The sequence below is a fragment of the Nonomuraea gerenzanensis genome, from assembly GCF_020215645.1.
In the GTDB taxonomy this organism is placed as follows: domain Bacteria; phylum Actinomycetota; class Actinomycetes; order Streptosporangiales; family Streptosporangiaceae; genus Nonomuraea; species Nonomuraea gerenzanensis.
Genome location: NZ_CP084058.1, coordinates 45,812 through 71,625, shown reverse-complemented (window position 1 = coordinate 71,625; position 25,814 = coordinate 45,812). Strand labels below are relative to the sequence as shown.

Genomic DNA, 25,814 nt, shown 5'->3' with positions numbered 1-25,814 from the left:
CAGCTCAAGAGCGCGGCTGCGCGAGGCCACCGAGACACGAGTGCTCGAACACCGGGACACCGATGCCGCTCGTGACCGGTGTGCCGGCTGCCTGCGGCCTGTCCCCCGATGGCTCCGCGGCTTTCCGCACGTCGAGCGGGATGAGGAGCCGCGGGGCTCCTGGCCGGCGATCGGGGCCGGCCAGGAGCCTTGGCTCAGAAGGCCGCGGTGATGTCAGCGGATGGCGTCACCGCGACCACACCAGGACGAACGAGAAGTCCAGTTTCGTCCTACGGTTCAGCGGGACATCGATCTTGACCCGCTGAGCGATCTCCCTGCGGCTCATGCCCAACCCGTGGGCGATGAGCTGTTCAGGACGTACCGGCACAGGATCGTCGAAGGTGACGGCGACCCTGAGCGGCCACGGCCCCTCGGGAACGGGAGGCGCGTGCAGCTCCCAGCACCCGTCCCAATCGAGCGCGAACCGGTTGCGCCGCGCGAACAACGGATCGAGCAGGGTGTCCGCGACGAGCGACGGCGAGTCGGCCGAATAACCGGCCAGCAAGCCGGCGGGCATGGAACGGACCGGGACACGGTCATGGACGGTGAGCTTGCTGGTCCGGTCGCACAACACGCAGTTGACCAGGAGCCAGACGTCGAGCAGCTTGCCATTGGCGTTGACGCGGAACCTGCCGCCGCCGGCGGTGGCACGGCCGGAGGAGCAGCCCACGCACCGGAGGGCGAGCAGAGGCAGGCGGACACGCCGCACCACCCAGGGCAGCACGATATGAGGATGTGAAGACATGATCTCTCGGAAGACCTGACGAAGAGCACGGAAAACAGCGCCGACGGCGTCGTCGGCGATCGATGCGCAGAGAAATGTCAGGTCTAGAGAGCAGGCGGCGTCATGCGCGCGAAGTCCTCACGTAGGCGTGAGAGCCCACTCTAGGAACCCGCCGTCCACCTGATCCACAGGTTTTCGCGCCGCACCGGACGCGACCTGGACAGCCCGAGAGAGGACGTACGTGCGGCCGGCTCAGACGTGCAGGGCGGGCCGGTAGATGAGCTCCTGGATGTCGCCGTCCAGCGTCCGGCTCTCGACCAGCTCGAGGTCGAAGTCGGCCGCCCCGCGGAAGACCGGGTCCAGCCCGCTCCGGCCGGTGATCACGGGGAACAGCGTCACCTGCACCAGGTCCACCAGCCCGGCGGCCATCAACGCCCGATTCATCGCCAGACTCCCGTGCGACCGCAACGGCACCTTGGACTCCTCCTTGAGCCGGGCGACGACCTCAACCGCGTCACCACTCACCACGGTCGCGTCCGGCCAGCCCAGCGTCTCCCGCAGAGTGCTCGACACCACCGTCGTCGGCAGGTTCCGCATCCGCGTGACCCAGGGGTCGCGCACGTCGGACCCCTCGGCGCTCTCGGCCACCATCCGTGCGAACGCCCGGTACGTGGTGGCCCCGAACACCATCCGCTGCTCCTCGCTGTAGAGCGCGAGCCGGCGATCGAGCAGTTCGGGGCCCTGCTTGCCCCAGTAGCCGGTCCAGTCACCGCCGGCGGCACCGAAGCCGTCGAGGCTGGAGAAGACGTCGAAGGTGTAGGTGACGGTCATGATGGTCTCTCCTCGCGTACGGTTGCTCGCCTGTACGGCGATACAGACCGGCACCCACCGCGAAACTCATCGCCCTCGACTCGCGTGACACACTAAGGAATCCCGTCGAGCTGGATCTCCCTCACGTAGCAGCGCGGACCTCCTGAAGGCTCCCATCGCGCTCATACCGGCGCGACGCCGCAAAGCCCGTGACCGAGCCCCGCATGCTGACGGCCCACGCGAACGCCAGCCGCCCCCGCACCGTCCGCAGACACGCGACGGCGAGAGGGCGGAATGATTCGCTACATCGGCTTGCCGGTCCCGTTCAGCCATTTGCCGTAGAGGGTGCTGGTGACCCGGCAACGACCGGCGTAACAGACGTAGCTCACCTTGATGGACCGGTGCTTATAAACGCTCGGGTTGAACTTGCGGATGATGTATCCGTTCGTGCACACGTCGTACACCTTGGCCGTACGCACACCGTTCTGGTTGTAGATCTTCGTCATGCTGCTCGACGTCGTCTCGGTCTTCTTCAGCCGCTTGACGCTGTGCGCATTCGGGTCGAAGGTCCGCGTCCCGAGGTAGTTCGTCCACACACCACCACATTGCCCCCTGGTCTGCGACCAGTAGAGGTACGGCTTGACCGTGTCGGCGCCGGCGGCCGGCATCCCGCCGCCTCCGGCCACCATTCCGGAAGCGAGCATCGCCGACGCCATGAACCACGCGAGCCGTTGTCCTCTGCGCATGAGCCTTCCCATCTCCGGTGTCGCCGCAACTGAGTAGTCGCCTGCCACAGTGCCGTAGGGCGGAATACGCGCAGAACATCTTCGGTACACGTGACCTGACCGACCGGGCTGTGCCGACGCAGGCGCGGCCGAAGCCCGCGGCGGCCGTCCCGAACCTGCATTCTGAGCAGGTGACCGCTCTGACCCCGCCCGATCCCCTGCCGCGTTTCTCCGACTGCGGCTGCCCGGACATCTACTTCTGCCCTGGTTCACAAGAGGTCGAATGCCCCCGCCACAGCGGGTTCGACAGCTGCTGCGACAACATCGCCGGACACATCCGCGTGCGGACGTACATCTCCCCTTAGTGATCACCGCATCACCGTCGACCTGCCCGTGAGGAAGCGGGAAGGACGGATGCGGTCGCTCAGGCGTCCTGAGTGATCAGCCCCGTGCGTGCGCGTCGAGGAGCCGCGCAACCGCTTCGGTCACCTGTACGGCGAACGGGAGATGCAGCCATTCATCCGGTACGTGCGCGTTGGAGTCGGCACCCAGCGCACCCGTGACGACGAACTGCGCCTCCGGATACCGCCTGCCGAGCATCTCCATGAACGGAATCCCGCCACCGATGCCCAGGCTCTGACACGGCTTCCCGAACACCTGCTCACCGACCTCCTGCAACGCCGAGGCCAGCCACGCGTCCGGCGCCGGCGCGTGCCAGCCGTTCAGAACCATGAAGTCGCCGACCTCGACCTGCGCCCCGTACGGCACGTCGGTCGTGAGGACCCTCTCCAGCGCGACCCGCGCCGCCTCGGCGTCGGCCGAGGGAGGCAGGCGGAAGCTCAGCCGGAAGGAGGTCCAGGCCCGCAGCACGGCACCCGCCACCGCGGGGTCCGGGAGCCCGCCGGCGCCGGTCACGGACAGCGTCGGCCGCCAGGTGTTGTTGAGGACGACCTCGACGTCATCGTCGGAGGCTCGCCTCATTCCCGGCAGCAGCGGGAGCTGCGGCACGGCGACCTCCGGGTGGAGCGCGACCAGCCGCGCCGCCTCCGCGCGCCGTTCCTCCGGGATGGGCACCACCATCTCGGCCAGCTTCACCTCGCCGGTCTCCGCGTCCTCCACCCGATCGAGCAACTGACGCATGACCCGGAACGAGCTCGGCACGATGCCACTTCCGAGCCCCGAGTGGACGCCCGTCTCAAGGACGCGCACCGTGACGGTCGCCTGCACCGCGCCGCGCAGGCTGGAGGTCAGCCACAGCCGCTCGTAGTCTCCGCCGCCCCCGTCCAGGCAGACCACCAGCGACACCTCGCCGAGCCGGTCGGCGAGCTGCTCCAGGTAGGCGGGCAGGTCCGGGCTGCCGGACTCCTCACCGGTCTCCAGCAGCAGGACCGCGCGGGCGTGTTCGCCGCCTGCCCCGCGTACGGCCTCCAGTGCGGTCGTGGCGGCGTAACCCGAGTACCCGTCGTCGGCGGCACCACGGCCGTAGAGCCGGCCGTCGCGGATCACCGGTTGCCACGGGCCCAGGCCCGCCGACCAGTCACCGAGCGGCGGCTGCTTGTCGAGGTGCCCGTACAGCAGCACGGTCCCGGTCGCCGCCGCGCCCGGCGTCGCGGGCACGTCCACGAACAGGAGCGGGGCGCGGCCGTCCAGCTGAACGACGTCGCACCGCGCGCCGGGCAGGCCCCGCGACGCCACCCAGCCCCGCACGTGCTCGACGGCGGCCCGCAGGTGACCGTGCTCCTCCCAGGCGGCGTCGTAGGCGGCGGACACGGCGGGAATCTCGATCAACCCGGAGAGACTGGGCAGCACGTCCGTCGCCCAGGCCTCACTGATCGATTCGCGAAGTTTCTGATGGTCCATGCGGTAATACTGGCGCAATCGCCGCACCTCTCATGTGCGGCGAGCGCGCCCCGGCCCCGCCGGAAGCCGGTTGCCAGCCTCCACGACCCCGAGCCCCCGGTTCCTGGCGGCCAGCCAGCTCGGCCGGGAAAATCCGGTCGACAGGCAGGCCACAGTGCACTGTGATGGTCCAGCCGCCCGCCACACGACGCGGGCCGATCGCAGGAGCTGCTCTTGGCAACCGTGAGAACCACGGACACCCGCCCCACGATCAACGCCGCCCTGGTCAGGAGGCTGGTCGATACGCAGTTCCCACAGTGGTCCGCGTTGCCTCTGGAGCTGCTCGATCCGGCCGGCTCGGACCATGTGATCTACCGGCTGGGCGAGCGGCTGTCCGTCCGGCTGCCCCGCCACGCCGGCGCCATCGGACAGGCCGAGAAGGAACTCGAGTGGCTGCCCCGGCTCGCCCCACGACTGCCCCTGGCCATCCCGGTGCCGGTAGGGGTCGGCGAGCCCGACTTCGGCTATCCGTGGCGGTGGGCGGTGTCCCGGTGGCTGGAGGGCGAGGTGGCGACCGTCGAGGCACTGGCCGACTCGTCGGCGGCCGCGGTGCGACTGGCGGAGTTCCTGTCCGCCCTGCAGCAGTTCGGCTCCGAGCAGGCCACCCGCGAAGATCTCGCCGGCCGGCCGTTGTCGGATCGGGATCGCGCGACGCGGGCCGCCATCGCAGAGGTCGGCGACGTCTTCGACACCACTGCCATGACCGAGCTGTGGAACGCGGCCCTGAGCGCCCCGGGCTGGGATCGCCCTCCGGTCTGGTTCCACGGCGACTTCCACACCGGCAACCTGCTGACCGTGGACGGCCGCCTCAGCGCGGTCATCGACTTCGGCGGGCTCGGCGTGGGTGATCCGGCCTGCGACCTGATCATCGCCTTCACCTTGATGTCGGCCGGCAGCCGGGCCATCTTCCGCGCCGCACTCGAGGTGGACGACGCCACCTGGACCAGGGGGCGCGGCTGGGCCCTTGCCACCGGGCTGAACGCCTACACCACCTATGCGGCCGTTGAGCCGAGGGTCGCCGCGCAGACCACCCGTCAGATCACCGAGGCACTCATCGGATAGACGAAGCCGTGCGCTGCACGTGATCGAAGAGCAGTCACTCAGCCGGCCCTGTGGCACGGGACGATCCATCAACGGTCATCAGCACAGCCATCCAGCCGCGCCGATGTGCTCCTGTGGGTAAGGCGGTGTGACCGAAGCTGTGGAGGCTCGCGACCCAGAAGCAATGGAACCATTGGTACGGCGGAGCCGCCCACGGCAAGCTCCACCGTACTCCCGATAACTGAAGGCACCCCCCATCATGCCCCTGTCTGTAAAGATCGCCCGGAACCTGATCTGGCTCCAGGCGACACTCGCCATGCTCAGCATCGTCCTGCTCATCCTGGGGCCGGCCCTCGGCTCCGACGACATTCTTGACGACCTGCTCTACGCCCCCTTCTACCTCCCACCACTCGCCACCGGTTGGTTGGCGAACCAGATGCACACCCGCCGCCCGCGGGTCCGTCACGCCGCCATCGCCGTCCAGCTCTCCATCCCTGTGCTCGACTTCATCCACTTCCTCTTCGAAGACACCCTGACGTGGGTTCTCAGCGCACCCTGGGCGGCGCTCATCGTGACTCTGCTCCTGCTTCCTTCGGCAAGAACGTGGTTCGCCCCCACACTCCCGGCCCCCTGCACACCGTCGCAGCCAGCACCACCCGCCGCCACCTGACAGTTCGCTGGATCGGCGCGCGACGCTGCTGGGTCTGCGCAGGGAGCAGGCCATTGCCGCCGGGGCGGGTCACCATGGGCGACCACCTCGACCTGGCCGGCAGGCGGTCCGCCAGTGACCGAGAGTAACCCCTGTTGACCACCCCTTAATGGCACGCCAACGGCACGGGTGGCAGACTCTCGACGTGATCTCTGATGCCCTCAGCTACCTCCAGACTTGGTACGCCTCCCAATGTGACGGTGACTGGGAACATGGCTACGGAGTCACTATCGACACTCTCGACAACCCTGGCTGGAGGCTGGAGATCGACCTCGTAGGTACTTCACTGGAGGGAGTTTCCAAGGACCGGATGGAAGTAGATCGCTCTGACGATGGCTGGGTTCATGTGTGGAGCGACGGTGCCCAGTTTCACGGCGCATGCGGTCCCTTGAACCTCGGCGAGATGCTCGACGCCTTCCACGCGTTCGCCGGCACCTCCAGCACACCTCCGCCTGCCTGATCTGCCCGTCTGCCGTCGACCCGCCCGGAGGGGAAGCGGGCCAGGGTCACGGGGACACCGTGGTGACGGAGACGGTCTACCGATTCCAGCTTCAGCCCGTGCTGCTGGAGGGGGCGGAGGCCATGGACGGCATTTACCCAGCGCAAGACGAGGCGTAGTCACTCAGTAAGTCACGCACCCCCCACTAAGTGATCTTAGGTGGGGGTGCGTTGTTGCTGGTGGAGCCTAGGAGATTCGAACTCCTCACTTCCTGCTTGCAAATGGGAGCCGATCACCCCGTGGAGAGGCATTCGTCCTGGCCAGGCGGCAGGTACGGGTCATGGCATGTGATCACGTAAGCCGATGTTGCTGTACCTGCTGCTGTACATAGAGCCCCCCGGACGGCCCTTGGTGACCCCCATCAGCTCCCGTAGAGGGTAGGCAGGTCGACCAGAAGGAGGTCGTCGCGGCGGGCGGCCTGCTCGGTCAGGTCGGGGTAGAAGCCGTGCAGGGAGTACAGGGCCAGTGTGGTACCCGTGGTGTCGTACCCCTGATCGGTGAGCAGGCTGCGGATTCGCTCCAGGCGCTCCAGGTCGCCGGTCCCCCGGCGGGCGACGGTTGCCTTAGCCTCACCCAGGAGCGCGATCCTCGCCCGTGGGGCCTGTGGGCGCTCGCCTGCAGCCAGGGCAATGACATCGATCTCGTGCTTGGTACGGGCTGCGGGGTCGGCGACCTCGGTGGTGCCGACCGGACCCAGAAGCCCACCGGGAAGCAGAGTGTGGGCGTAGCGGCGGGTGAAGTCACGGGCGAGATCTTCGAAGTGCGGGCCGAGGATCTTGGAGTTGAAGGTCGGGGAGGCCTGCTGCCACACCTGCTCGGCGAATCCCTGCTCAACTGCGGTGGCCTGCGGCATGGTGATCAGCTGGTTGAAGCGGATGACCGGGTCAGCGAGCGTGATGACCGGGTGCCGGACGCGCAGGACGTCCTGCTCGCGCCGGACGTAGCCGGTGGACTCCAGGACGCCCAGCGGGTGGGCGACGGCGTTGCGCGGGCGTTCGAGGGCCGCGCCGATCTTGCTGGGAGTGGTGGCACCCTGGGCGATCGCGGTGAGGATGTCGTAGTACAGGGTGTGCTGCGTGATCCGCGGGTCCTCACGCAGCAGGTACTCGGTCTCGGTCCGCGAGTAAACTGCCCGGCCCGGGTCAAGCAGGGTGCGGGTGAGCCAGATGTCGAAGCCGTCGTCCGGGTGCGGCCGGGCCGCCACCGGCCGGTACCCGGGAGCCCCGCCGAGAACCGCGTGGACCTTCAGTGCGGTCAACAGGTCCTCGATCTGCCAGAAAGCCCGGCTGTCTCGGTAGTCGAAGGCTCCTAGGCGCAGATCGACCACGGCACGGCCGCGCAGCGGCTTGGTACCCGAGAGCAGTTCGTGCATAACGCTCATCGCGGAACCGCACAGGATCAGCCGCGGCCCGGGGCCGGCGTCCGGCCGTGCACCGCGTTGGCGCTCGTCGTAGACCTGCTGAAGCAGCCCCGGGATCTCAGGCGAGTGCTGAAGCAGATACGGCAACTCATCGATCACCAGAAGCGGATGCGGCGAACGAGCCGTCACATCAAGCGCGTTGGATAGAACATCACGCCAGTCGGTCAGACGCAGACTCCCCGGACGCAGACCAGCATGGGTGGCGACCGCATCGCTGAACCGTCGGATCGCCGGCAGCCGTCCCTCCTCCCGGACCGCCGTCACGTACAAGCCGCCGACCTGCTCGGACAGCGCCTGCAAAAGGTAGGACTTCCCGTGCCGTCGACGCCCCGACACGATGCCGAGCCGCATCGCGGGATCCGGATCGGTGAGAAAGTCCGCCAGCAGACTCCACTCCCGGCCCCGGTCGACCACGTCGTCCGGCTTGCTGAGCGGGCTCTTCCTCATCCGACCTCCCACGCGCCGACCACGACGGATTCTGTCTAAGCTTACTTCGACGAAAACCGTCAAACTCCATGTCACCGGCCCGAACATCGACATCGCAATCACGCTGCGACCAGGGCGATGGCCAAGGAGCCTGAAAGGTTCGCTGCTTCCGGCCGGCACTGTCGCGCTGAGCACAGTCATCGCATTCCCGGCGCTCTGACCGGAAAATAGCCACCTGAGCCAGCGCGCAACAGCGGACCCCGACGCAGGACGGCTAGTCGGGGTTAGTGTGATCGGTATAGGTCAGCGGCTTAGGTCAAGATGACGGTGAGTCCCGAGAGCTTCGAGCCGGCGGACGTGGTTGCGGATCTTCTTGCCGGTATCCAACCGGTTGAGGTGGTAGTCCCGTCCAAGACCGCGCTCGCCTCCCCGGAGGAGCCCGAGCGCCCGCGTAAGAACCGCCGCACCCGAGCCAACAACGAGGGCTCGATCTTCCCGTACAAGAACGGCTGGGCCGGATACGTCTGGGTCACCACGCCGGAAGGCAAGAAGACCCGCAAGTGGGCATACGGCAAGACCCGCGAGGAGACCCACGAGAAGTGGCTCAAGCTTCACGAGCTGGCTCGCAAGGGGCCGGTGGTCACCAAGTCGCCGAAGCTCTCGGACTACCTGGCGTACTGGCTCACGAACGTCGTGGAACCCAACCTCGCGCCCAAGACGGTGGCGAACTACGAGATGTTCTCCCGGCTCTACATCACGCCAGCGCTCGGCTCCAAGCGGCTCGACAAGCTGACCGTTCGGGACGTCCAAGCTTGGCTGAACAAGCTGCGCCGTTCCTGCCTCTGCTGCGACCAGGGCAAGGACGCCGCTCGACCCGAGAGTCACATCAACCCGAAGCGGCGTCGGCATTGCTGCGCCGTCGGCAAGTGCTGCCGGTCGCTGCCCTCGGAGTGGACCGTTCACGACGCCTATATGACGCTGCGGGCCGCGCTGAGTAACGCGGTGCGTGAAGAGACGCTGACGCGCAACGTCGCCGCCAACGTCAAGATGTCGGTGCCTCGCAAGCGCAAGGTCAAGCCCTGGTCCGTCGAGGAGGCGCGGGCCTTCCTGGAGTCAGCGCGTATGAACGAGGACCCGATGTACCCGGCCTACGTTTTGGTGCTCGTCCTCGGGCTGCGCCTGGGCGAAACGCTCGGGCTGCGCTGGGAAGACGTCGATCTCGACCAGGCCGAGATGACAATCGGCTGGCAGCTCCAGCGCGTCGGTGGAAAGCTGCTGCACCGCCAGACGAAGACTGACGCGTCCGACGCCACACTGCCGTTCCCAGAGGTCGTCACGACGGCCCTCCGTGCCCGTCAACGAGTGCGCAACACCGCCAGGGAAGCAGCTGGCAAGGACTGGCACGACACCGGCCTCGTCTTCACCACCGCCAGTGGCCGGCCGATCGAACCGTTCAACTTCCGGCGCAGCTTCGCGAACGCCTGCGCCAAAGCCGGAGTACGAAAAGTTCATGTCCATGCGACCCGCAAGACCTGCGCGTCCTTGCTCGTCGCCCTCGACGTCCATCCGCGCGTCGCCATGCAGATCCTCCGTCACTCGCAGATCGCGGTGACCATGAACATTTACAGCGAAGTCTCGTCAGAGGAGACGCGAAAGGCACTGAAGCGCTTGGGACAGCACCTCGGCTCCTGATTGTTTGCGCCCCTTCAGACGGCTGGACGCACGTTGACCGGGTCCCGTCCGACTCACATGGCCGGACGGGATTTCGCGCTTCTGAGGTCCTCGGGCCGCTGAAGGGCTGAGTCGCTCTGACTCGTGTGGCCGGGGTGGACAACGACGGTCCGGCTCGGCCCTGTCGTGCGGCTACCCTCCCACCATGACGATCAAGTTCACCGCTCAGGTCGCCGGAGCTTACGAACACCCTGAGGATGAATGCATGTCCGCCGGTGTGAGCGAAACCGAAGCCGGTGATGGCATGATGCTCACCTTCCAATGCTGCACCTATGAGCCTGACGAGCAGGACATCGCCCTGGGCTGGGACACCTACTGCGTTGTTACCGCCGACCAGGGCACCGCCTATGGAGCCGTCCAGGAACTCACTCTGCGGGGCAACGTTCTGCGTGTTGTCTTCGACGTCGACGCCTTGGAAGCGCTCGGTCTGACCGAGCCCGAGATTGAGGCCGTTCTCGATGTGGACGAGCAGTCCATCGGACAGCTTCGGCAAGGGCTGCGACACATCCTTGCCTACGGTCGTGCTGACGCCCGCCCTAGGGTTCTGGAGCTGTAGAAGGTTGCCGCTGTAGCTGTACTTTGCAGCTGTACAAGATCGAAAAGGCCACTTCCCGATCGCAGGAAGTGGCCTTCGAAGTGCAGTGGAGCCTAGGAGATTCGAACTCCTGACTTCCTGCTTGCAAAGCAGGCGCTCTGCCAACTGAGCTAAGGCCCCTTCGACGAAGATAGCTTACCGGGCGGAGGAAGCTACCTGCGTCGTACCAAGGTCGTCGCTCAGGATCAAATTCGGGAAGTCGGAGATCGAGTCGAGGATGTGGGTGGCGCCGCCCTTCAGGAGGCGTTCTCTGCTGTGGACGCCCGTCATGACGCCGGCCACGATCGAGGCGCCCGCTCGCTTGCCGCAGAGCATGTCGCTTTCCGAGTCGCCGATGACGGCTACCTGGCGTACGTCGGGGACTCCCAGCCGGAGTACGGCGTGGAGGACCATGTCGGGCCAGGGGCGGCCGCGGCCGCCGGCGTCTTCGGGGGAGATGGCCAGGTCGATCTTGTCGTGCCAGCCCAGGACACTCAGGACGCGGCTCAGGGTGGTGCGGCTGAAGCCGGTGATCAGGGCCAGCTTGATGCCGGTGCCGCGGAGCTTGTCGAGGACCTCCAGAACCCCGGGCATGGGGACGAGACCTGCCCGCTGGAGAGCTCCTTCGTAGGAGCGCTCGAACGTCAGGTTCGCCGCCTGGGCCTGGGCCTCGTTGCCGGGGAAGATCCCACGGAAGACATCGATCTTGGGGCAGCCCCGGGACCGGTGCACGTGAACCATGGCACGCGCGTACGCTCCGGTCCCGGGCACTATGCCCTGGGTCGCGATCGCCTCGGCGAAGGCGCGCTCGACCATGGCGATGTCACCGACTGTGGTGCCTGCCAGGTCCAGGCACGCCAGCTTGATGGGGACGACGTCACTCATCGCCTCGCCGGTCGGTTAGTTCTCGCTACCGGTCGCCTCGGTCCAGAGATCGAGCTCTGCGCGGTCGGCCTGCACCTTACGCCAGATCAGCAACCCCCCGAGGGCGATCAGCGCCAGAACGAGCAGCTTCTTCACGGTGTGACCCCACTTCTTCGACGGCCTCACCTGCCGGGGTGAGACCCAACGGTTGACAAGCAGCCTAGCAAGGTATGGCTGCGGTCCCTGTGTTGTGCTCTGACCAGATGGGCTGAATGTGCGGCCCATCTGGGACAACAGCTCGATCATGCCAAATATCCAGGCTGGATGCGCGGGGCTGGGCCGGGCTGCTGCTCCTGTCCGAGTGCGACAGGAAGTGAAAGCGGTGTCGAAGGTGCCTTCGGATCACGTGGTGTCGCTGGGGCGTCGGCACAAGAAGCGCTGGAGGGGCGAAGAGGTGCCTGGGGAGCAGGAGTTGCAGGAGAAGCGACAGGTGCAGGAGGTCGGTGATGGGAAAGCTCGCTGGCTGGAGTGACGTGGCCGACATGGTGAAAGAACGATGCGCCGCACACCGACCGCCATCCGTATCCACAAGAGAAACGTGACCCGAATCTCACAGGACTCCGCTCCAATACCCTAGAGGGGTACGGTGTTAAGCTTGACGCAGACGACGCGCGCCCGGAACGTCGAGGTGGACCCGGCCACGGGCCCCACCAAGATCGCCACCGCAGCGGATCAATCATGAACACCGCCACCAAACTCGGCTCGTACGCCCTAGGCCTGGCCGTGGTCTTCGGCGGCGCCCTGGGCGTGGGCAAGGTGGTCGGGCCGATCGGCACGCAGTCGGCGCCCGAGGAGCACGCCGCCATGGCGCCCACCTCGATCACGGCACACGGAGAGCACGCCACCGAGCAGGTGCAGGACGACACCCCCGGCGGCCTCCAAATCTCGGAGAACGGCTACACGCTCAACCCGATCACCTCGATCACCACCGGAGTCCCGGCCGACTTCAAGTTCACGATCATCGGCCCCGACGGCAAACCAGTCACCGCCTACCAGGTAGAGCACGACAAGAAGCTCCACCTCATCGTCGCCTCCCGCGACCTGACCACCTTCCAGCACCTCCACCCCGAGATGACCCCCGACGGCACCTGGTCGGTCAACCTGACGGTGCCGAAGGCGGGCGCGTACCGGGCGTTCGCCGACTTCGTCCCCACGGGCGGGGAGAAGCTCACGCTCGGCGCGGACCTCCAGGCCGCCGGCGACTACCGCCCCGAGCCGCTGCCCCACCTCAGCCGTACGGCGGCCGTGGACGACTACACGGTCAACCTGGCGGGCGACCTGATCCCGGGCCGGTCGAGCGAGCTCACGCTGACGGTCAGCAAGGACGGAGAGCCCATCGAGGACCTGGAGCCCTACCTTGGGGCGTACGGTCATCTGGTGGCCCTGCGCGCCGGCGACCTGGCCTACCTGCACGTACACCCGGAGGAGAGCGATCAGGCCGGGCCGGAGATCACGTTCTACGCGGAGGCGCCCAGCCGGGGCGACTATCGTCTGTTCCTCGACTTCAAGCACGAGGGCAAGGTACGGACGGTGAGTTTCACCGCCACGGCCACCCTGTCGGACGGGCACACCCCCTCCGCGACCCACGACCACACGCACTGAAACCCACGACCACACGCACTGAAAGCGAAAGAGAGAGCACAAGAAAGGAGAGGTGATGTCTTCCCTGAGCGGAGCCACCGAGGACAGAGCCGTCGAGCTCACGATCGGCGGCATGACGTGCGCATCCTGCGCGAACCGCATCGAGCGCAAGCTGAACAAGCTGGACGGCGTGACGGCGACGGTCAACTACGCGACAGAGAAGGCGAAGGTCACCTTTCCCCAGAACATCGAGCCACAGCAGCTGATCGCCGAGGTCGAGAAGGCCGGCTACACCGCCGAGCTCCCGGCGCCGCCCCAGGAGGCCGAGCCGGCGGACGAGGTCCGGTCGCTGCGGCAGCGGTTGATCACGGCGGTGGTGTTGTCGGTGCCGGTGGTGGCGATGGCGATGATCCCGCCGTTGCAGTTCACGTACTGGCAGTGGCTGTCGCTGACGCTGGCCGCGCCGGTGGTGGGGTACGCGGGCTGGCCCTTCCACAAGGCCGCCTGGACGAACCTGCGCCACGGCGCCGCCACCATGGACACCCTGATCTCGGTCGGCACGCTGGCGGCGCTGGGCTGGTCGGTGTGGGCGCTGTTCTTCGGTACGGCGGGCACGCCCGGCATGACGCACCCGTTCACGTTCACCATCGAGCGCAGCGACGGCTCCGGCAACATCTACCTGGAGACGGCCGCGGCGGTGACCGCGTTCATCCTGGCCGGGCGCTACTTCGAGGCCCGCTCCAAGCGGCGGGCGGGGGCGGCGCTGCGGGCGCTGATGGAGCTGGGCGTCAAGGACGTGGAGCTGACCGGCGGCCGGCGCGTCCCGGTCGAGCGGCTCAGGAGCGGGGACCGGTTCGTGGTCCGGCCCGGCGAGAAGATCGCCACCGACGGGGTCGTCGAGGAGGGCACCTCGGCGGTGGACGCCTCGATGCTGACCGGCGAGTCGGTGCCGGTCGAGGTGCGCCCGGGCGACCCCGTGACGGGCGCGACGGTGAACGCGGGCGGCCGGCTGGTCGTGCGGGCCACCCGGGTCGGCGCCGACACCCAGCTCGCCCAGATGGCCAAGCTGGTGGAGGCGGCGCAGACCGGCAAGGCGCGGGTGCAGCGCCTCGCCGACCGGATCTCCGGCGTCTTCGTGCCGGTGGTGATCGCGCTGGCCGTCGGCACGCTCGGCTTCTGGCTGGGCAGCGGTGAAGGGGCCGGGGCGGCGTTCACCGCGGCGGTGGCGGTGCTGATCATCGCCTGTCCGTGCGCGCTCGGTCTGGCCACCCCGACCGCGCTGCTGGTCGGCACCGGCAGGGGTGCCCAGCTCGGCATCCTGATCAAGGGGCCGGAAGCCCTGGAGTCCACCCGCCGGATCGACACGGTGGTGCTGGACAAGACCGGCACGGTCACCGAGGGCAGGATGACCCTGACCGCCGTGCACGTGGCCGAGGGGGAGAGCGAGGAGGAGGTGCTGCGCCTGGCCGGCGCGCTGGAGCACGCCTCCGAGCACCCGATCGCCCGCGCGATCGCCCGCTCGGGGGCCACCGTGACGGACTTCGTGAACGTCGAGGGCCTGGGCGTGCAGGGCGTCGTGGACGGGCACGCGGTGCTGGTCGGCCGCCCCCGGCTGCTGGCGGAACGGTCCCAGCACCTGCCCGCCGACCTGGAGCGGGCCCTGCACGAGGCGCAGGCCGAAGGTCGCACCGCGGTCGCGGTCGGCTGGGACGGCAAGGCCCGTGCCGTGCTGGTGGTGTCCGACGTGGTGAAGCCGACCAGCGAGGAGGCCGTCGCCCAGCTCCGCGCGCTCGGCCTCACCCCGGTGCTGCTGACCGGCGACAACGAGGCCGTGGCCAGAGCTGTCGCCGCCGAGGTCGGCATCGACGAGGTGATCGCCGAGGTGCTGCCCGCCGACAAGGTGGACGTCGTCAAGAAGCTGCAGGCCGAGGGCAAGGTGGTGGCGATGGTGGGCGACGGCGTCAACGACGCCGCCGCGCTGGCCCAGGCGGACCTGGGGCTGGCCATGGGCACCGGCACCGACGCCGCCATCGAGGCCGCCGACCTGACGCTGGTGCGGGGGGATCTGCGGGTGGCGCCGGACGCGATCCGGTTGTCGCGGCGCACGCTATCGACCATCAAGGGCAACCTGTTCTGGGCCTTCGCCTACAACGTGGCCGCGCTGCCGCTGGCCGCGCTCGGCCTGCTGAACCCGATGATCGCGGGCGCGGCGATGGCGTTCTCCAGCGTGTTCGTGGTCAGCAACAGCCTGCGCCTGCGGCGCTTCACGTGAAACCCGGGCCCACCTGACGGCCGGGGCCATCGCGGCGCCGGCGGCCACGAACAGGGCGCCCACCACGAGCCAGCCGATCGTGCCCCCGCCGAGCACGAGCGTGGTGAGCAGCACCGGCCCGAGCATCCTGGCCACCGCGACCCCGGTGCCGAAGAAGGCCTGATACTGCCCCTGACGGTCGTCGGGCGCGAGAGAGAACCCGATCTCCCAGGACCCCGAGGCCAGCAGCATCTCCCCTGCCACCAGCAAGGCCGCCGCCACCAGCAGGAACACCCACCCGTACGAGCTGAGCGCGAACACCGCGCAGGCCAGCAGCATCAGCAGCCCGGCCTGCCGCACCGACACGGTGGCGTCCCGCAGCCCTTTCACCCGCCTGGCCACCCTTACCTGGAAGAGCACCACTCCACCGGTGTTGACCAGCAGCAGGACGGAGACCACCCAGGTGGGCGCGTCGGTCCGCCCGGCCACCCACAGCGGCACGACCACGCTCAGCAGCGGCATGTAGAACAACAGCACCGCGTTGATCAGCGTGACGAGCGCGTAGGGGCGGTCCCGGAGCACGGCCAGCCTGGGCCCGGCAGGAGCCGGCGCGGGGCGTACGGCAGGCAGCCGGAGCAGCAGGGCGGCGGCGCTCAGGAAGGTCAGCGCGTCGAGCATGAACACCGCCAGGTACCCCTCCCGCGTGCCGAGGTACAGCGCGAGCCCGCCCAGAGCGGCGCCGGTGGCCAGCCCGGCGTTCAGCGTGGCCTGGAGCACGGCCCGGACGCGGGTCCGCTCGGCGGGCGGGACCAGGGCGGCGAGCAGGGCCTGGCGGGCGGCCGACAGCCCGGTCTGCGCGGTGCCGTACAGGCAGGCCACCAGGGCGAAGGCCGCGAACGAGCGCGCGAACAGGAACCCGCTGACCGCCACGGCGGTGGCGACGGCGAGCAGCACCGCGACGCCGCGCGGCCCGCGCCGGTCGGCGAGGTGGCCGAGCGGCACGCCGGCCACCGAGCCGACGGCCCAGCCCAGCGTGAGGCCGAGGCCGATCTCGGTGGCCGACAGCCCGACGATGCCGGCGAAGTAGAACGCGGAGGTGACGAGGTAGACGCCGTCCCCGATGGAGCTGACCAGCTGCGCATGTGCCAGGATCCGCCGATATTTCATGACTCGCACACCTCCATGGTGAAATTTCAGGCCTTGTGGGATTCCGGGGTCATGCGGGTGGCGACGCCCATCCGGTTCCAGGCGTTGATCGTGGCCACGGCCACCACCAGTGCCGCCAGCTCCTCCTCGGTGAAGCACCCGGCGGCCGCCTCCCAGATCTCGTCCGTGACGTCATGGGTGGACAGCCGCGTGGCGGCCTCGGTGAAGGCCACCGCGGCGCGCTCCCGCTCGTCGAAGAAGGGCGCCTCGCGCCAGACGGCGACGGCGTGCAGGCGGGTGTCGCTCTCCCCCGCCGCCTTGGCGTCCGAGCTGTGCATGTCCACGCAGTACACACAGCCGTTGATCTGGCTGGCCCGCAGCCGGATCAGCTCCAGCAGCGGCTTGGGCAGCGTGCTGCGCGCCACGAACCCGTCCAGGCCCGCCATGGCCTGGTACGCGGGGCCCGCGAGCGCGCCGAGAGACATTCGTTCGTTCATGCACCCATCTTCAATCGAGATTTGTCCCGAGATAAGCTCCAATTTCCGGCAAGTTGATTGGGCCAAGATGGACGTGCACATCAGCCTCGACGGGCGTCGTGACCTGGCCGCACAGGTCTACCGGCAGCTCCTCGACGCGATCCTCGACGGCCGCCTCACGGAGGGCCAGCGCCTCCCCCCGACCAGGGAGCTGGCCCGCCGCCTCGATCTGTCCAGGAACACGGTCGCCCTGGCCTACGACCGCCTGGTCGCCGACGGGTTCCTGGTGGGGCGGGCGGGCGCGGGGACGTTCGTGTCAGGGGAGCAGGTCAGGAGGCGGGCCGCGCCGAAGGGGGTGGTGCGCCCGCGCCCGGTCTGGCGCGACCTGGCCCCGCCGCAGCGGATGGCCCCCGCCCGGTACGACTTCCGCGTCGGCATCCCCGACGCCCGCCTGTTCCCCATGGAGACCTGGCGCCGCCTGGTGGCCCGCGAACTGCGGGCGAGCGTCGCGGGCTACGGCGACCCCGCCGGGTACGAGCCCCTGCGCGAGGCCATCTCCCGCCACATCGGCCTGAGCCGCTCCGTGCACGCGGACCCGGGCGACGTGCTGATCACCAACGGCGCCCAGCAGGCGCTCGACCTCATCGGCCGCGCCCTGATCGAGCCGGGCACCGTCGTGGCCGTCGAGGAGCCGGGCTATCCCCCGGCTCGCCTGCTGTTCCGCTCGCTCGGCGCCCGGGTCGCGGGCGTGCCGGTGGACGCCGAGGGCATCGAGGTCCGGGCCATCCCGCAAGCGGCCAGGATCGTGTACGTGACGCCGTCACACCAGTTCCCGCTGGGCACGCCGATGTCGCTGGCACGCCGCGCCGCGCTGCTGGCCTGGGCCGAGCGCCGCAGGGCGGTGGTGATCGAGGACGACTACGACAGCGAGTTCCGCTTCGGCGAGCGGCCGCTGGAGCCGCTGCAGAGCCTTGACAGGGCAGGCCGGGTGATCTACGTGGGCTCGTTCTCGAAGACCCTGCTGCCGATGCTGAGGCTGGGCTTCCTGGTGCCCCCCGCCTCGCTCCGGCCGTCGCTGGAGGCGGCCAGGTACCTGTCCGACTGGCACGGCGAGGTGCCGACGCAGGCGGCGCTGGCCCGCTTCATCGACGAGGGCCTGCTGGCCAGGCACATCAGAAAGGCCACCCGCGAGTACGCCGCCAGGCACGCGCTGATCTCCGAGGCCCTGGCCGCCGACGAGCGCGTGCGCCTGGTGCCGTCCACAGCGGGCCTGCACCTGTGCGCGCTGGGCGCGTCCGTACGCCCCGCGCCCGGCCTCGCGGTGGAGTCACTGGAGGCGTACTGCGACCGGAGCCCGGCCCAGCGCGGCCTGGTGCTCGGCTACGGCGCGATCGGCAGGGACGCCATCCCCGAGGGGCTGCGCCTGCTCAGATCACGGATGTCGGCGGCTCCAGAACCGGCGGCCCCGCTGCTCCCCTGACAGCTCGGGGTCGTCGGGCGGCGACGGCTGCTGCACGATCACCACGGTCGTGCGGGCGTGCCGCGCGCAGTACATGCTGGTCGAGGGCAGGAAGATGCGGCTGAGCAGGCCGCGGCGCCCCCGCCCGAGCACGAGCAGGTCACCCTCGCGGGCCAGGTCCACGAGGTGGTAGCCGGGATCGCCGACCCGGCCCACCACGAACGTGCGCACGTCCTCGGGCACCCCGCCCGCGACGTCCTCGAACACGCTCGTGATCACCTCGGTGCAGCGCGCCTCCTCGCCCGCCCTGACGGCGTGCTGCACGGGCAGCGCCTCGGGAAACGGGTGCACGGGCGCGCGACTGACGTGCACGGCCACCAGAGCCATCCGGTGCAGCCTGGCCGCCCCGATGGCCCAGGCCAGCGCCCAGCGCGCGGCCGGGGATTCGTCCACCCCCACGATCAGCCGCGCACCGCCGGGCAGATCCTGTTCCACGGTGCCTCCTGTCGAAGTACGACCATAGTGCGCCACCGAGCTGGTTACCGGGAGGTGGCACTTTGCGAACTCTGGAGTCCCGCTCCGGATGCGGGCATACCATGCGGAGGTGGAACGCGGGTGGGTGCGCTCTCGTCCCGCCCTCGACCGGCGGCTCGACGGGGCGCTGACACACAGGCTCACCTGTCTGGTGGCCACCACGGGTTACGGCAAGTCCACCGCGCTGGCCGGTTGGGGCCAGGCCGTGGGCGCGGTGCTGCACCTGCTCGGGCCCGCCGACCGCGACCTGCCCACGCTGGCGGGCGCGGTGGCCGCGGCGCTGTCGCGGAAGGTGCCCGACCTGCCCGCCGACCTGGTGACCGCCGCCGCGGCGCCGCTCGGCCCCGACGCCGACGAGCTGTCCAAGGCGGCGGCGCTGGCGGGCGCGCTGACCGAGGCGCTGGCCACCCGGTTGCGGCGCGGGCTGGTGCTGATCTTCGACGGCATCGAGGCCATCGCGGGCGCGCCCGGTCCCGTCCGGTACGTGGAGACGCTGGTCCGTGCCGCGCCCCGGCACCTGCACCTGGTCACCGCCTCGCGGGCGCCGCTGCCGTTCCCCACCGCCCGGCTGCGGCAGGACCACGAGGTGCTCGACCTCGACGCCACCGACCTGGCGCTGACGCCCGCCGAGACCGCCGCCTGGGCCCGCGCGCTGCTGGGCGAGGCGGGCGCGGACATCGCCGCCGAGCTGCACCGTACGTGCGGCGGCTGGCCCGCGGCCGTGCAGGCGGCGCTCGACGCGCTGGCCCGCGAGGACCCGGCCACCTGGCGCGGCACCGTGTCCGGCCTGGCGGCGAACTCGGCCACGCTGGAGCGCCTGACGCTGGCCGCGTTCAAGGACCTGCCGGCGGCCATGCGCGAGCTGCTGCGCGCCGCCACCGTGCTGCCGGTGCTCACCTCCGGCCTGGCCGCCACGCTGGGCGCGCCGCCCGACACGCTGGACGCGCTGGCCGGCCGCGGCCTGTTCCTGGAGCCGGAGCCCGGCGGTCACCGGCTGACCTCGACGGCCGGCGAGGTGCTGGCCAGGAACCTGCCGCTGGACCGGCACGAGGCCCATGACGTGGCGGCCGTGGCCGCCCGCTGGTACGTCGAGCACGACCGCCCCGAGCTGGCCCTGCGCGCCGCCGTCGCGACCGGGCACGCCGGCCTGGCCGCCACGCTGCTCGACGCGCACGGCCCGCTGCTGGCAGAGCGCGGCGACGTGCTGGCCGCGCTGGAGCTGTTGCCCGAGGCCGCCAGGCGGGCGCCGCCGATGCTCAAGCTGGCCGGCATCGCCGAGCAGCACCGGGGCCACTGGACCCGCGCCCGCGAGTTGCTCGCCGAGGCCGCCGCGGGGCCGGGGTTCGACGCGGCTGTGGCCAGGCGCCTGGCCTTCATCGACCACATGCGCGGCGACTTCGACCTGGCCCTGCCCATGTACGAGCGGGGCCACGCGCACGGCCTGCCGCCCGCCGACGCCGCCATGTGCGCCGCCTCCATGGCCTCGGTGCACTGGCTGAAGGGCGACCGCGCGGCCTGCGCCGAGCTGGCGGACCGGGCCCTGGAGCAGGCCATGGGCCTGGGTGACGCGAGCGCCCTGGCCATGGCGAACACGGTGCTGGCCATGCTGGCCGCGCTCGACGGCGACCGCCGCGCCAACGACGCCTACTACCTGCGCGCGCTGTCCTACGCCGAGCGGGCCGGCGACCTGGTGCAGCTCATCCGCATCCACGCCAACCGGGCCTCGCGTCACCTGGACGAGGCCGCGTACGCCGAGGCGCTGGCGGAGACGGAGATCGCCGGCCGGCTGTCGGACCTGGTGGCGTTCGCCCCCTTCGCCGCGCTGAACGTCTCCAACCGCGCCAAGGCCCTGATCGGCCTGGGCCGCCTGGAGGAGGCCGCGGCCGAGGCGGCGGACGCGGCGGCCAGGTGGGAGGCGATGGGCTCGCGCCTGACCGGCGCCGGGCTGAACCGGCTGGCCGCCGTGCACGCCCTGCGGGGCGACCGTACGGCGGCGGTCGCGCTCTACCGGCAGGTCATCGCGCACTCCGAGCCGTCGGGCGAGGTGCAGGCGCTGTCGCAGGCGCTCAACGGGCTCGCCGTGCTGCTGGCCGCCGACGACCCCGAGGAGGCCGCGCGGATCGCGGCCAGGGCGCTGGAGCACGCGGCGGGCATCTCCGGGGTGTCCGCCAGGGTCGCCGCCGCTCAGGTGGCGCTGGCCACGGGGCGGCACGAGCGCGCCAGGGCCCTGCTCGACGAGGCCGAGCCGGCGGCGGCCGGCCGCAGGGACCACGCCGCGCTGGCCGCCGTCGCGGAGCTGCGCGCCGAGCTGGACGGCGACGCCAAGCTCGCCGACGAGGCGGTACGCAGGTGGGCGGCGGTCGGCGACCCCATCGGCCGGGCCAGGGCCGAGCTGGTCAGGGCGGCCCTGGCCGACCCGGTGACCGGCGGCGAGGTGGCCGCCGCGGTGCGCGGGCGCATGCACGCGATCGGCTGCCGGGCGCTCGACGACAGGATCGACGCCCTGGTGGCCCGCGCCGGTCCGCCGCCGGGGGCGAAGCTGACGGTCGAGACGATGGGGACGTTCCGGGTGCTGCGCGGCTCGGTGCCCGTCCCGCGGACGGCGTGGCAGTCGCGCAAGGCCCGCGACCTGCTGAAGATCCTGGTCAGCCGCAGGGGCGGCGCGATCGGCAGGGAGCGGCTGGTGGAGATCCTCTGGCCGGAGCAGGAGGACGAGGCGGTCGGGCTGCGGCGGCTGAACGTCATGGTCTCCACGCTGCGGGCCGTGCTGGACCCGGAGCACACCTGGCCCGCCGACGAGTTCGTGGTGTCGGACGAGGGCGCGTTGCGGCTGGAGCTGGCCCACCTCAAGGTGGACGTCGAGGACTTCCTGGAGCTGACGGCCCAGGCCGCCCGGCTGGACCAGGCGGGCAGGCAGGCCGAGGCGCTGGCGCGGTGGGCGGCGGCCGAGAGCGCGTACGGCGGGGAGTTCTGCGAGGAGGACCCGTACGCGGACTGGGCGGTGGGCCTGCGCGAGCAGCTCAGGCTGGCCTACGTGCAGGCGGCGGCCAGGCTGGCGCTGGCGCGGGCCGCCGAGCACCGCTACGACGAGGCCGCCCGCTACTGGCTGCGGCTGCTGGAGCGCGACCGCTACGACGAGCGCGCGCACCTCGGCCTGGTGCGGGTGCTCGACCTGGCGGGCCGCCGGGGCGACGCCCGCAGGCGCTACCGGCTCTACGCCGAGCTGATGCGCGAGCTGGAGGTGGAGCCGGCGCCGTATCCGACCTGAACCGTACCTGAACCGCCCGGGGAGATCGTGCACAGATGAGAACGGTGATCGTCCGGCTCGTCGAGCCCGAGCAGGCCGGCGGCCAGCTGCGCGGGCTGCTCGAAGAGGTGGGAGGCGAGCCGGTGCCGTTCAGCGGCTCGGAAGCGGTGATCGAGCTGCTGATGTCCGCCGCCGGGCTGAAGCGCGATCCGGCCTGAACCTCCCGCGAACCCCCGCGGCGACGATGGGTGCACGAGAGGGGAGGCACGATGAGCGAGCAGGGGAGCGGTTGGCCGTTCGTCGGGCGAGGGGGGCCGCTGGCGGCCGTGCGCGAGGCGCTGCGGTCCGGAGCGGGCATGATGATCGCCGGCGCGGCCGGGGTCGGGAAGAGCAGGCTGGCGGCGCACGCGCTGGACGGGCTGCCGGGGTACGCGGTCGTGCGCGCGCTGGGCACAGAGACGGCGTCGATGATCCCGTTCGGGGCGTTCGCGCACGTCCTGACGGGTCCGCCGCGCAGCGGCGAGAATTTGCTGCGCTGGGCCGCGCGCCACCTGAGCGAGCGGGCCGGGCCCGGCCGGCTGCTGGTGAGCGTGGACGACGCGCACCGGCTGGACCCGGCGTCGGCGGCGCTGGTGCACTACCTGGCCGCCAAGGGGGAGGCGCGGCTGCTGGTGACGGTCAGGTCGGGGGAGGCGCAGCCGGATCCGGTGGTCGCCCTGTGGAAGGACGAGCTGCTGCCGCGCATCGAGCTGCCGCCGCTGACGGTGGCCGAGGTGGGCGAGGTGCTCGCGGGGGCGCTCGGCGGGAAGGTCGCGGCGCAGACCGTACAGCATCTTGCCGGGGTGAGCGAGGGGAACGTGCTCTACCTGCGCGAGGTCGTGCTGGCGGGACGCGACTCGGGCTGCCTGGCCGAGCGGGACGGGGTGTGGCGCTGGCACGGCGAGCTGTCCATGACGACCCGGCTGCGCGAGCTGGTCGGCGACCGGATCGGCCACCTCGACGAGGACGAGCGCGAGGTGCTGGAGCTGGTGGCGTTCGGCGAGCCGCTGGGGGCGGCGCTGCTGGTCGAGCTGACCTCGGCGGGCGCGGTCGAACGTGTCGAGTCGCGCGGCCTGATCGTGACCGTGGGCGACGGCCGGCGCGACCAGCTGGGCCTGGGCCATCCGCTCTACGGCGAGGTGGTCCGCGGCGACTGCGGCACGATGCGGGCCAGGCGGCGGCTGCGCATGCTGGCCGAGGCGCTGGAGGCCACGGGCCTGCGGCGGCGCGAGGACGAGCTGCGGGCCGCCGTGTGGCGGCTGGACAGCGGCTCGGTCACCGACCCCGGCATGCTGACCTCGGCCGCCAAGCTGGCCTGGGGCAGGCATGACCCCCGGCTGGCCGCGCGGCTGGCCAGGGCCGCGATCGACGCGGGAGCGGGCGTGGCGGCGGTCTCGGTGCTCGGCGAGGTGCTCATGGTGCTCGGCGACGCCGGCTCCGCGGTGACCGCGCTGCGGCGGGCGGCGCGCGACGCCGTGACCGAGAGCGAGCGCGCCCAGCACGCCTGCAGCCTCGGCGTGAACCTGGCCTGGGCGGGCGCGGACGCCGAGGCGTGCCACGTGCTCGACACGGCCGTCGCGACGCTCACCGACCCGGTGTGGCGGCAGGAGGCGCACATCTACCGCGCCGTCACCGACTGCTTCGCCGGCCGGCTGAGCGGCGCGACGCGCTCGCTGGCCCTGGCCAGGGCGTGCACGCCCGGCAGCCTGCGCGGCGCGGCGCACGCGGCGTGCCTGGAGGCGTGGGTGGACGCGTACGCGGGCCGCACGGAACGCGCGCTGGCCGTGGCGGAGCGGACGATGGCCACCGTCGACGAGTGGCGGGACCTCGCACCGCACGCGCTGCCCACGTTCCTGGAAGCGCAGTGCGCGGCGCGGACGTTCTCCGGGAGGCTGGCGGAGGCGGCGCGCACGGCCGAGCACGCCATGCGGCTGCCCACCGCCGAGATGTCGGTGACCGGGTACGGCGCCTACCGGGCGATGGCGGCCCGGCTGCGCGGCGACGCCGAGGAGGCGGTCCGCTGGTGCAGGGAGGACATGGCCAGGGTGCCCGCCGGGGAGCCGTACCTGGGGCGGCTGGCGGCGGAGCTGGCGCACGCCCTGGCACTGCTCGGCCGGCTGGACGAGGCCAGGGAGACGCTGGCCGAGGCCGAGAAGCTGACCGCCCGCTGGGCCTTCACCCGCCAGCACGTGCTGCACGCGGCGGTGTGGGTGGCGGCGGCGGGCGGCGACCTGGACGAGGCCACGCAGCTGTGCCGGGTGGCGGCGGCGCACGCGCGGCGGCACGAGCTGGGCGGCAACCTGATGTTCGCGCTGCACGACCTGGTGCGGCTCGGCGGGCGCGCCCCCGAGCTGGGCGCGCTGGCGACGGAGCTGGAGGGGCCGCTGGTGCGCGTGCTGGCCAGGCACGAGCTGGCGCTGGGCGACCCGGCGGGCTTACGGGCGGTGGTGGCCGAGTACGAGCGGCTCGGCATGGTGCTGTACGCGGCCGAGGCCACCGCGCACGAGGCCGCCGCCCTCCAGGAGGCGGGCCGGGGCCGGCTGGCCAGGAGCGCGCGGGCCAGGGCGGGCGCGCTGGCCAAGCTCTGCACAGGCGTCTCGACGCCGGCGCTGGTCGAGCTGGTCACGCCGGAGCTGACGCCACGGCAGCGGGAGATCCTGCAGCTCGCCGCGTCCGGGCTGACGAACAGGGAGATCGCCGACCGGCTGACGTTGTCCAGGCGGACGGCGGCCAACCATCTGCAGGCGGCCTACGACAAGCTGGGCGTGAACGACCGTACGCAGGTCGGCCGCCTGCTGGAGGCGCTCTAAACCAGCTTGAGCAGCCCGTCGTAGAGGGTCTCGCGCTCCCGGACGGTCAGCGTCCGGTAGGGCGCGGCGGCCCGCAGGTTCGTCTCCGCCTCGATCGCGGCGCGCAGCGGGCCGTCCGGCAGGCCGACGATCCCGGCCGCCGTCAGGCCCGCCGCCTGCCAGGCCGCCGCGTGCGCGTCGGCGCGGTGGTAGCGCAGGACGGCGAGCCGGTTGAACAGCAGCAGCCCCGCCTGGCCGCGCCGTTCCGCGCCCTCCGGCTCGTACGGCGGCGCCACCAGCTCCAGCGCCCCGCCCGGCACGCGCTCGGCCGCGTCGAGCACCCGGGCCACGAGCGCCGCCAGGCCGGGCAGGTCGTGCGCCGCCCAGACGCGCGCGGCCGTGGCGGCGTGCACCTCGTACAGCCGGTGGACGAACTCCAGGCCCTTGTCCGTCGGCCGCAGTGTCCCGTCGCCGTCCTCGGCGAGGGTGCGCTGGAGCAGGTGCTCCTGGAGGTCGCGCTCGCGGGCGGCCGCGTCGCCGTACCGGTCGATGACGGCCAGGTGGTCGCGGGTCAGGGGGCGGAGGGGAAGCGTGAAGCGCAGGTCGGAGAGCAGGCCCGGGGTCACGCCGGACGTCTCGGCGAGCGCGGCGACGGCTCTGGCGGCCGAGGCGTGCACGGTGACGTGCGCGGCGCCGATGACCGGGGCGATGGCCGCCGCAAATTCCGACGGGTCCTGAAATTTCGGCATTGCGTTGATTATGGGGTGGTCC

21 protein-coding genes, 1 tRNA gene and 1 pseudogene are annotated in these 25,814 nt (G+C 70.9%); 11 read left to right on the top strand and 12 right to left on the bottom strand.

All coding sequences use genetic code 11. The features are described 5' to 3' along the window. Positions 1-226 precede the first annotated feature (226 nt). The 4 genes from LCN96_RS00370 to LCN96_RS00355 all read right to left on the bottom strand — a co-directional run bounded on the left by LCN96_RS00370 (position 227) and on the right by LCN96_RS00355 (position 4,158). Positions 227-763, bottom strand: a complete 537-nt coding sequence (locus tag LCN96_RS00370) for a DUF1062 domain-containing protein (protein WP_225270586.1) — start codon at positions 761-763, stop codon at positions 227-229. Between the two features lie 252 nt (positions 764-1,015). Beyond that, positions 1,016-1,594 (bottom strand): dihydrofolate reductase family protein, encoded by a 579-nt coding sequence (locus LCN96_RS00365; RefSeq protein ID WP_225270585.1) that lies wholly within the window; start codon positions 1,592-1,594, stop codon positions 1,016-1,018. Between the two features lie 281 nt (positions 1,595-1,875). Next, positions 1,876-2,367 carry an inositol polyphosphate kinase family protein gene (locus tag LCN96_RS00360; protein ID WP_225270584.1) on the bottom strand — a complete coding sequence of 164 codons (492 nt, stop codon included), beginning with the start codon at positions 2,365-2,367 and terminating at the stop codon, positions 1,876-1,878. Between the two features lie 372 nt (positions 2,368-2,739). Continuing rightward, entirely contained in the window at positions 2,740-4,158 is a 1,419-nt protein-coding gene (locus tag LCN96_RS00355) for a M20/M25/M40 family metallo-hydrolase (protein ID WP_225270583.1), read from the bottom strand. 222 nt (positions 4,159-4,380) lie between these two features. Between LCN96_RS00355 and LCN96_RS00350 the strand changes: the two genes are divergently transcribed. The 3 genes from LCN96_RS00350 to LCN96_RS00340 all read left to right on the top strand — a co-directional run bounded on the left by LCN96_RS00350 (position 4,381) and on the right by LCN96_RS00340 (position 6,407). Further along, positions 4,381-5,259 (top strand): aminoglycoside phosphotransferase family protein, encoded by an 879-nt coding sequence (locus tag LCN96_RS00350; protein ID WP_225276278.1) that lies wholly within the window; start codon positions 4,381-4,383, stop codon positions 5,257-5,259. A gap of 295 nt (positions 5,260-5,554) precedes the next feature. After that, complete coding sequence (locus tag LCN96_RS00345; RefSeq protein ID WP_225270582.1) at positions 5,555-5,908, top strand: hypothetical protein; 354 nt, start codon at positions 5,555-5,557, stop codon at positions 5,906-5,908. Between the two features lie 184 nt (positions 5,909-6,092). Continuing rightward, positions 6,093-6,407, top strand: coding sequence for an immunity 53 family protein (locus tag LCN96_RS00340; RefSeq protein ID WP_225270581.1), 315 nt, complete (start codon positions 6,093-6,095; stop codon positions 6,405-6,407). Between the two features lie 400 nt (positions 6,408-6,807). Here the strand turns inward: LCN96_RS00340 and LCN96_RS00335 are convergent, their stop codons facing one another. Continuing rightward, on the bottom strand, positions 6,808-8,313 hold the full coding sequence (locus tag LCN96_RS00335; protein ID WP_225270580.1) for an ATP-binding protein: 1,506 nt from the start codon (positions 8,311-8,313) through the stop codon (positions 6,808-6,810). A 306-nt stretch (positions 8,314-8,619) separates the two neighbouring features. Here LCN96_RS00335 and LCN96_RS00330 point away from each other — a divergent pair, with 306 nt between their 5' ends. Together LCN96_RS00330 and LCN96_RS00325 are read left to right on the top strand one after the other, a co-directional pair. Continuing rightward, positions 8,620-9,984, top strand: a complete 1,365-nt coding sequence (locus tag LCN96_RS00330; RefSeq protein WP_225270579.1) for a site-specific integrase — start codon at positions 8,620-8,622, stop codon at positions 9,982-9,984. Positions 9,985-10,168: 184 nt separating this feature from the next. Next, positions 10,169-10,579: an Imm10 family immunity protein gene (locus LCN96_RS00325; RefSeq protein WP_225270578.1), complete on the top strand. Its 411-nt coding sequence runs from the start codon at positions 10,169-10,171 to the stop codon at positions 10,577-10,579. 86 nt (positions 10,580-10,665) lie between these two features. On the opposite strand, the gene LCN96_RS00320 is transcribed toward LCN96_RS00325, so the two are convergent. From LCN96_RS00320 to LCN96_RS00310, 3 genes are all read right to left on the bottom strand, one after another. Continuing rightward, positions 10,666-10,738: transfer RNA gene (locus tag LCN96_RS00320), tRNA-Ala, on the bottom strand. A 15-nt stretch (positions 10,739-10,753) separates the two neighbouring features. After that, positions 10,754-11,482 (bottom strand): HAD-IA family hydrolase, encoded by a 729-nt coding sequence (locus LCN96_RS00315; RefSeq protein ID WP_225270577.1) that lies wholly within the window; start codon positions 11,480-11,482, stop codon positions 10,754-10,756. A 15-nt stretch (positions 11,483-11,497) separates the two neighbouring features. After that, positions 11,498-11,617: a DLW-39 family protein gene (locus LCN96_RS00310; RefSeq protein WP_020542320.1), complete on the bottom strand. Its 120-nt coding sequence runs from the start codon at positions 11,615-11,617 to the stop codon at positions 11,498-11,500. 582 nt (positions 11,618-12,199) lie between these two features. Here LCN96_RS00310 and LCN96_RS00305 point away from each other — a divergent pair. Continuing rightward, a complete protein-coding gene (locus tag LCN96_RS00305) occupies positions 12,200-13,123 on the top strand; it encodes a hypothetical protein (RefSeq protein WP_225270576.1) in 924 nt (307 codons plus the stop codon). A gap of 55 nt (positions 13,124-13,178) precedes the next feature. Continuing rightward, positions 13,179-15,374: a heavy metal translocating P-type ATPase gene (locus LCN96_RS00300; RefSeq protein ID WP_225270575.1), complete on the top strand. Its 2,196-nt coding sequence runs from the start codon at positions 13,179-13,181 to the stop codon at positions 15,372-15,374. A gap of 126 nt (positions 15,375-15,500) precedes the next feature. Here the strand turns inward: LCN96_RS00300 and LCN96_RS00295 are convergent. Both LCN96_RS00295 and LCN96_RS00290 read right to left on the bottom strand, forming a co-directional pair. Further along, a pseudogene (locus LCN96_RS00295) lies at positions 15,501-16,520 on the bottom strand (MFS transporter); the annotation flags it as partial. Positions 16,521-16,546: 26 nt separating this feature from the next. After that, the gene (locus tag LCN96_RS00290) at positions 16,547-16,996 is read right to left on the bottom strand and encodes a carboxymuconolactone decarboxylase family protein (RefSeq protein WP_225270574.1); all 450 of its coding nucleotides are present in this window, start codon (positions 16,994-16,996) and stop codon (positions 16,547-16,549) included. Between the two features lie 67 nt (positions 16,997-17,063). Between LCN96_RS00290 and pdxR the strand changes: the two genes are divergently transcribed. Beyond that, complete coding sequence (gene pdxR / locus LCN96_RS00285) at positions 17,064-18,455, top strand: MocR-like pyridoxine biosynthesis transcription factor PdxR (RefSeq protein WP_225270573.1); 1,392 nt, start codon at positions 17,064-17,066, stop codon at positions 18,453-18,455. On the opposite strand, the gene LCN96_RS00280 is transcribed toward pdxR, so the two are convergent. Then, positions 18,408-18,929 carry a universal stress protein gene (locus LCN96_RS00280; protein WP_225270572.1) on the bottom strand — a complete coding sequence of 174 codons (522 nt, stop codon included), beginning with the start codon at positions 18,927-18,929 and terminating at the stop codon, positions 18,408-18,410. The two genes, pdxR and LCN96_RS00280, sit on opposite strands and share 48 nt — an antisense overlap. A gap of 109 nt (positions 18,930-19,038) precedes the next feature. Here LCN96_RS00280 and LCN96_RS00275 point away from each other — a divergent pair, with 109 nt between their 5' ends. The 3 genes from LCN96_RS00275 to LCN96_RS00265 are packed head-to-tail and all read left to right on the top strand — an operon-like array spanning position 19,039 to position 25,064. Next, positions 19,039-22,236, top strand: coding sequence for a BTAD domain-containing putative transcriptional regulator (locus LCN96_RS00275; protein ID WP_225270571.1), 3,198 nt, complete (start codon positions 19,039-19,041; stop codon positions 22,234-22,236). Between the two features lie 35 nt (positions 22,237-22,271). Next, entirely contained in the window at positions 22,272-22,433 is a 162-nt protein-coding gene (locus LCN96_RS00270; protein WP_225270570.1) for a hypothetical protein, read from the top strand. A 51-nt stretch (positions 22,434-22,484) separates the two neighbouring features. Next, complete coding sequence (locus LCN96_RS00265) at positions 22,485-25,064, top strand: LuxR C-terminal-related transcriptional regulator (protein ID WP_225270569.1); 2,580 nt, start codon at positions 22,485-22,487, stop codon at positions 25,062-25,064. Here LCN96_RS00265 and LCN96_RS00260 read toward each other — a convergent pair. Then, entirely contained in the window at positions 25,061-25,792 is a 732-nt protein-coding gene (locus tag LCN96_RS00260; protein ID WP_225270568.1) for a hypothetical protein, read from the bottom strand. The genes LCN96_RS00265 and LCN96_RS00260 overlap by 4 nt on opposite strands. Positions 25,793-25,814 lie beyond the last annotated feature (22 nt).

Excerpts from the sequence above, each read along its gene's own strand:
- LCN96_RS00315 (WP_225270577.1), bottom strand. The coding sequence starts at position 11,482 with ATGAGTGACGTCGTCCCCATCAAGCTGGCGTGCCTGGACCTGGCAGGC.
- LCN96_RS00345 (WP_225270582.1), top strand. The coding sequence starts at position 5,555 with ATGCTCAGCATCGTCCTGCTCATCCTGGGGCCGGCCCTCGGCTCCGAC.
- LCN96_RS00260 (WP_225270568.1), bottom strand. The coding sequence starts at position 25,792 with ATGCCGAAATTTCAGGACCCGTCGGAATTTGCGGCGGCCATCGCCCCG.
- LCN96_RS00290 (WP_225270574.1), bottom strand. The coding sequence starts at position 16,996 with ATGAACGAACGAATGTCTCTCGGCGCGCTCGCGGGCCCCGCGTACCAG.
- LCN96_RS00265 (WP_225270569.1), top strand. The coding sequence starts at position 22,485 with ATGAGCGAGCAGGGGAGCGGTTGGCCGTTCGTCGGGCGAGGGGGGCCG.
- LCN96_RS00300 (WP_225270575.1), top strand. The coding sequence starts at position 13,179 with ATGTCTTCCCTGAGCGGAGCCACCGAGGACAGAGCCGTCGAGCTCACG.
- LCN96_RS00325 (WP_225270578.1), top strand. The coding sequence starts at position 10,169 with ATGACGATCAAGTTCACCGCTCAGGTCGCCGGAGCTTACGAACACCCT.
- LCN96_RS00365 (WP_225270585.1), bottom strand. The coding sequence starts at position 1,594 with ATGACCGTCACCTACACCTTCGACGTCTTCTCCAGCCTCGACGGCTTC.
- LCN96_RS00355 (WP_225270583.1), bottom strand. The coding sequence starts at position 4,158 with ATGGACCATCAGAAACTTCGCGAATCGATCAGTGAGGCCTGGGCGACG.
- pdxR (WP_225270573.1), top strand. The coding sequence starts at position 17,064 with ATGGACGTGCACATCAGCCTCGACGGGCGTCGTGACCTGGCCGCACAG.
- LCN96_RS00305 (WP_225270576.1), top strand. The coding sequence starts at position 12,200 with ATGAACACCGCCACCAAACTCGGCTCGTACGCCCTAGGCCTGGCCGTG.
- LCN96_RS00270 (WP_225270570.1), top strand. The coding sequence starts at position 22,272 with ATGAGAACGGTGATCGTCCGGCTCGTCGAGCCCGAGCAGGCCGGCGGC.
- LCN96_RS00335 (WP_225270580.1), bottom strand. The coding sequence starts at position 8,313 with ATGAGGAAGAGCCCGCTCAGCAAGCCGGACGACGTGGTCGACCGGGGC.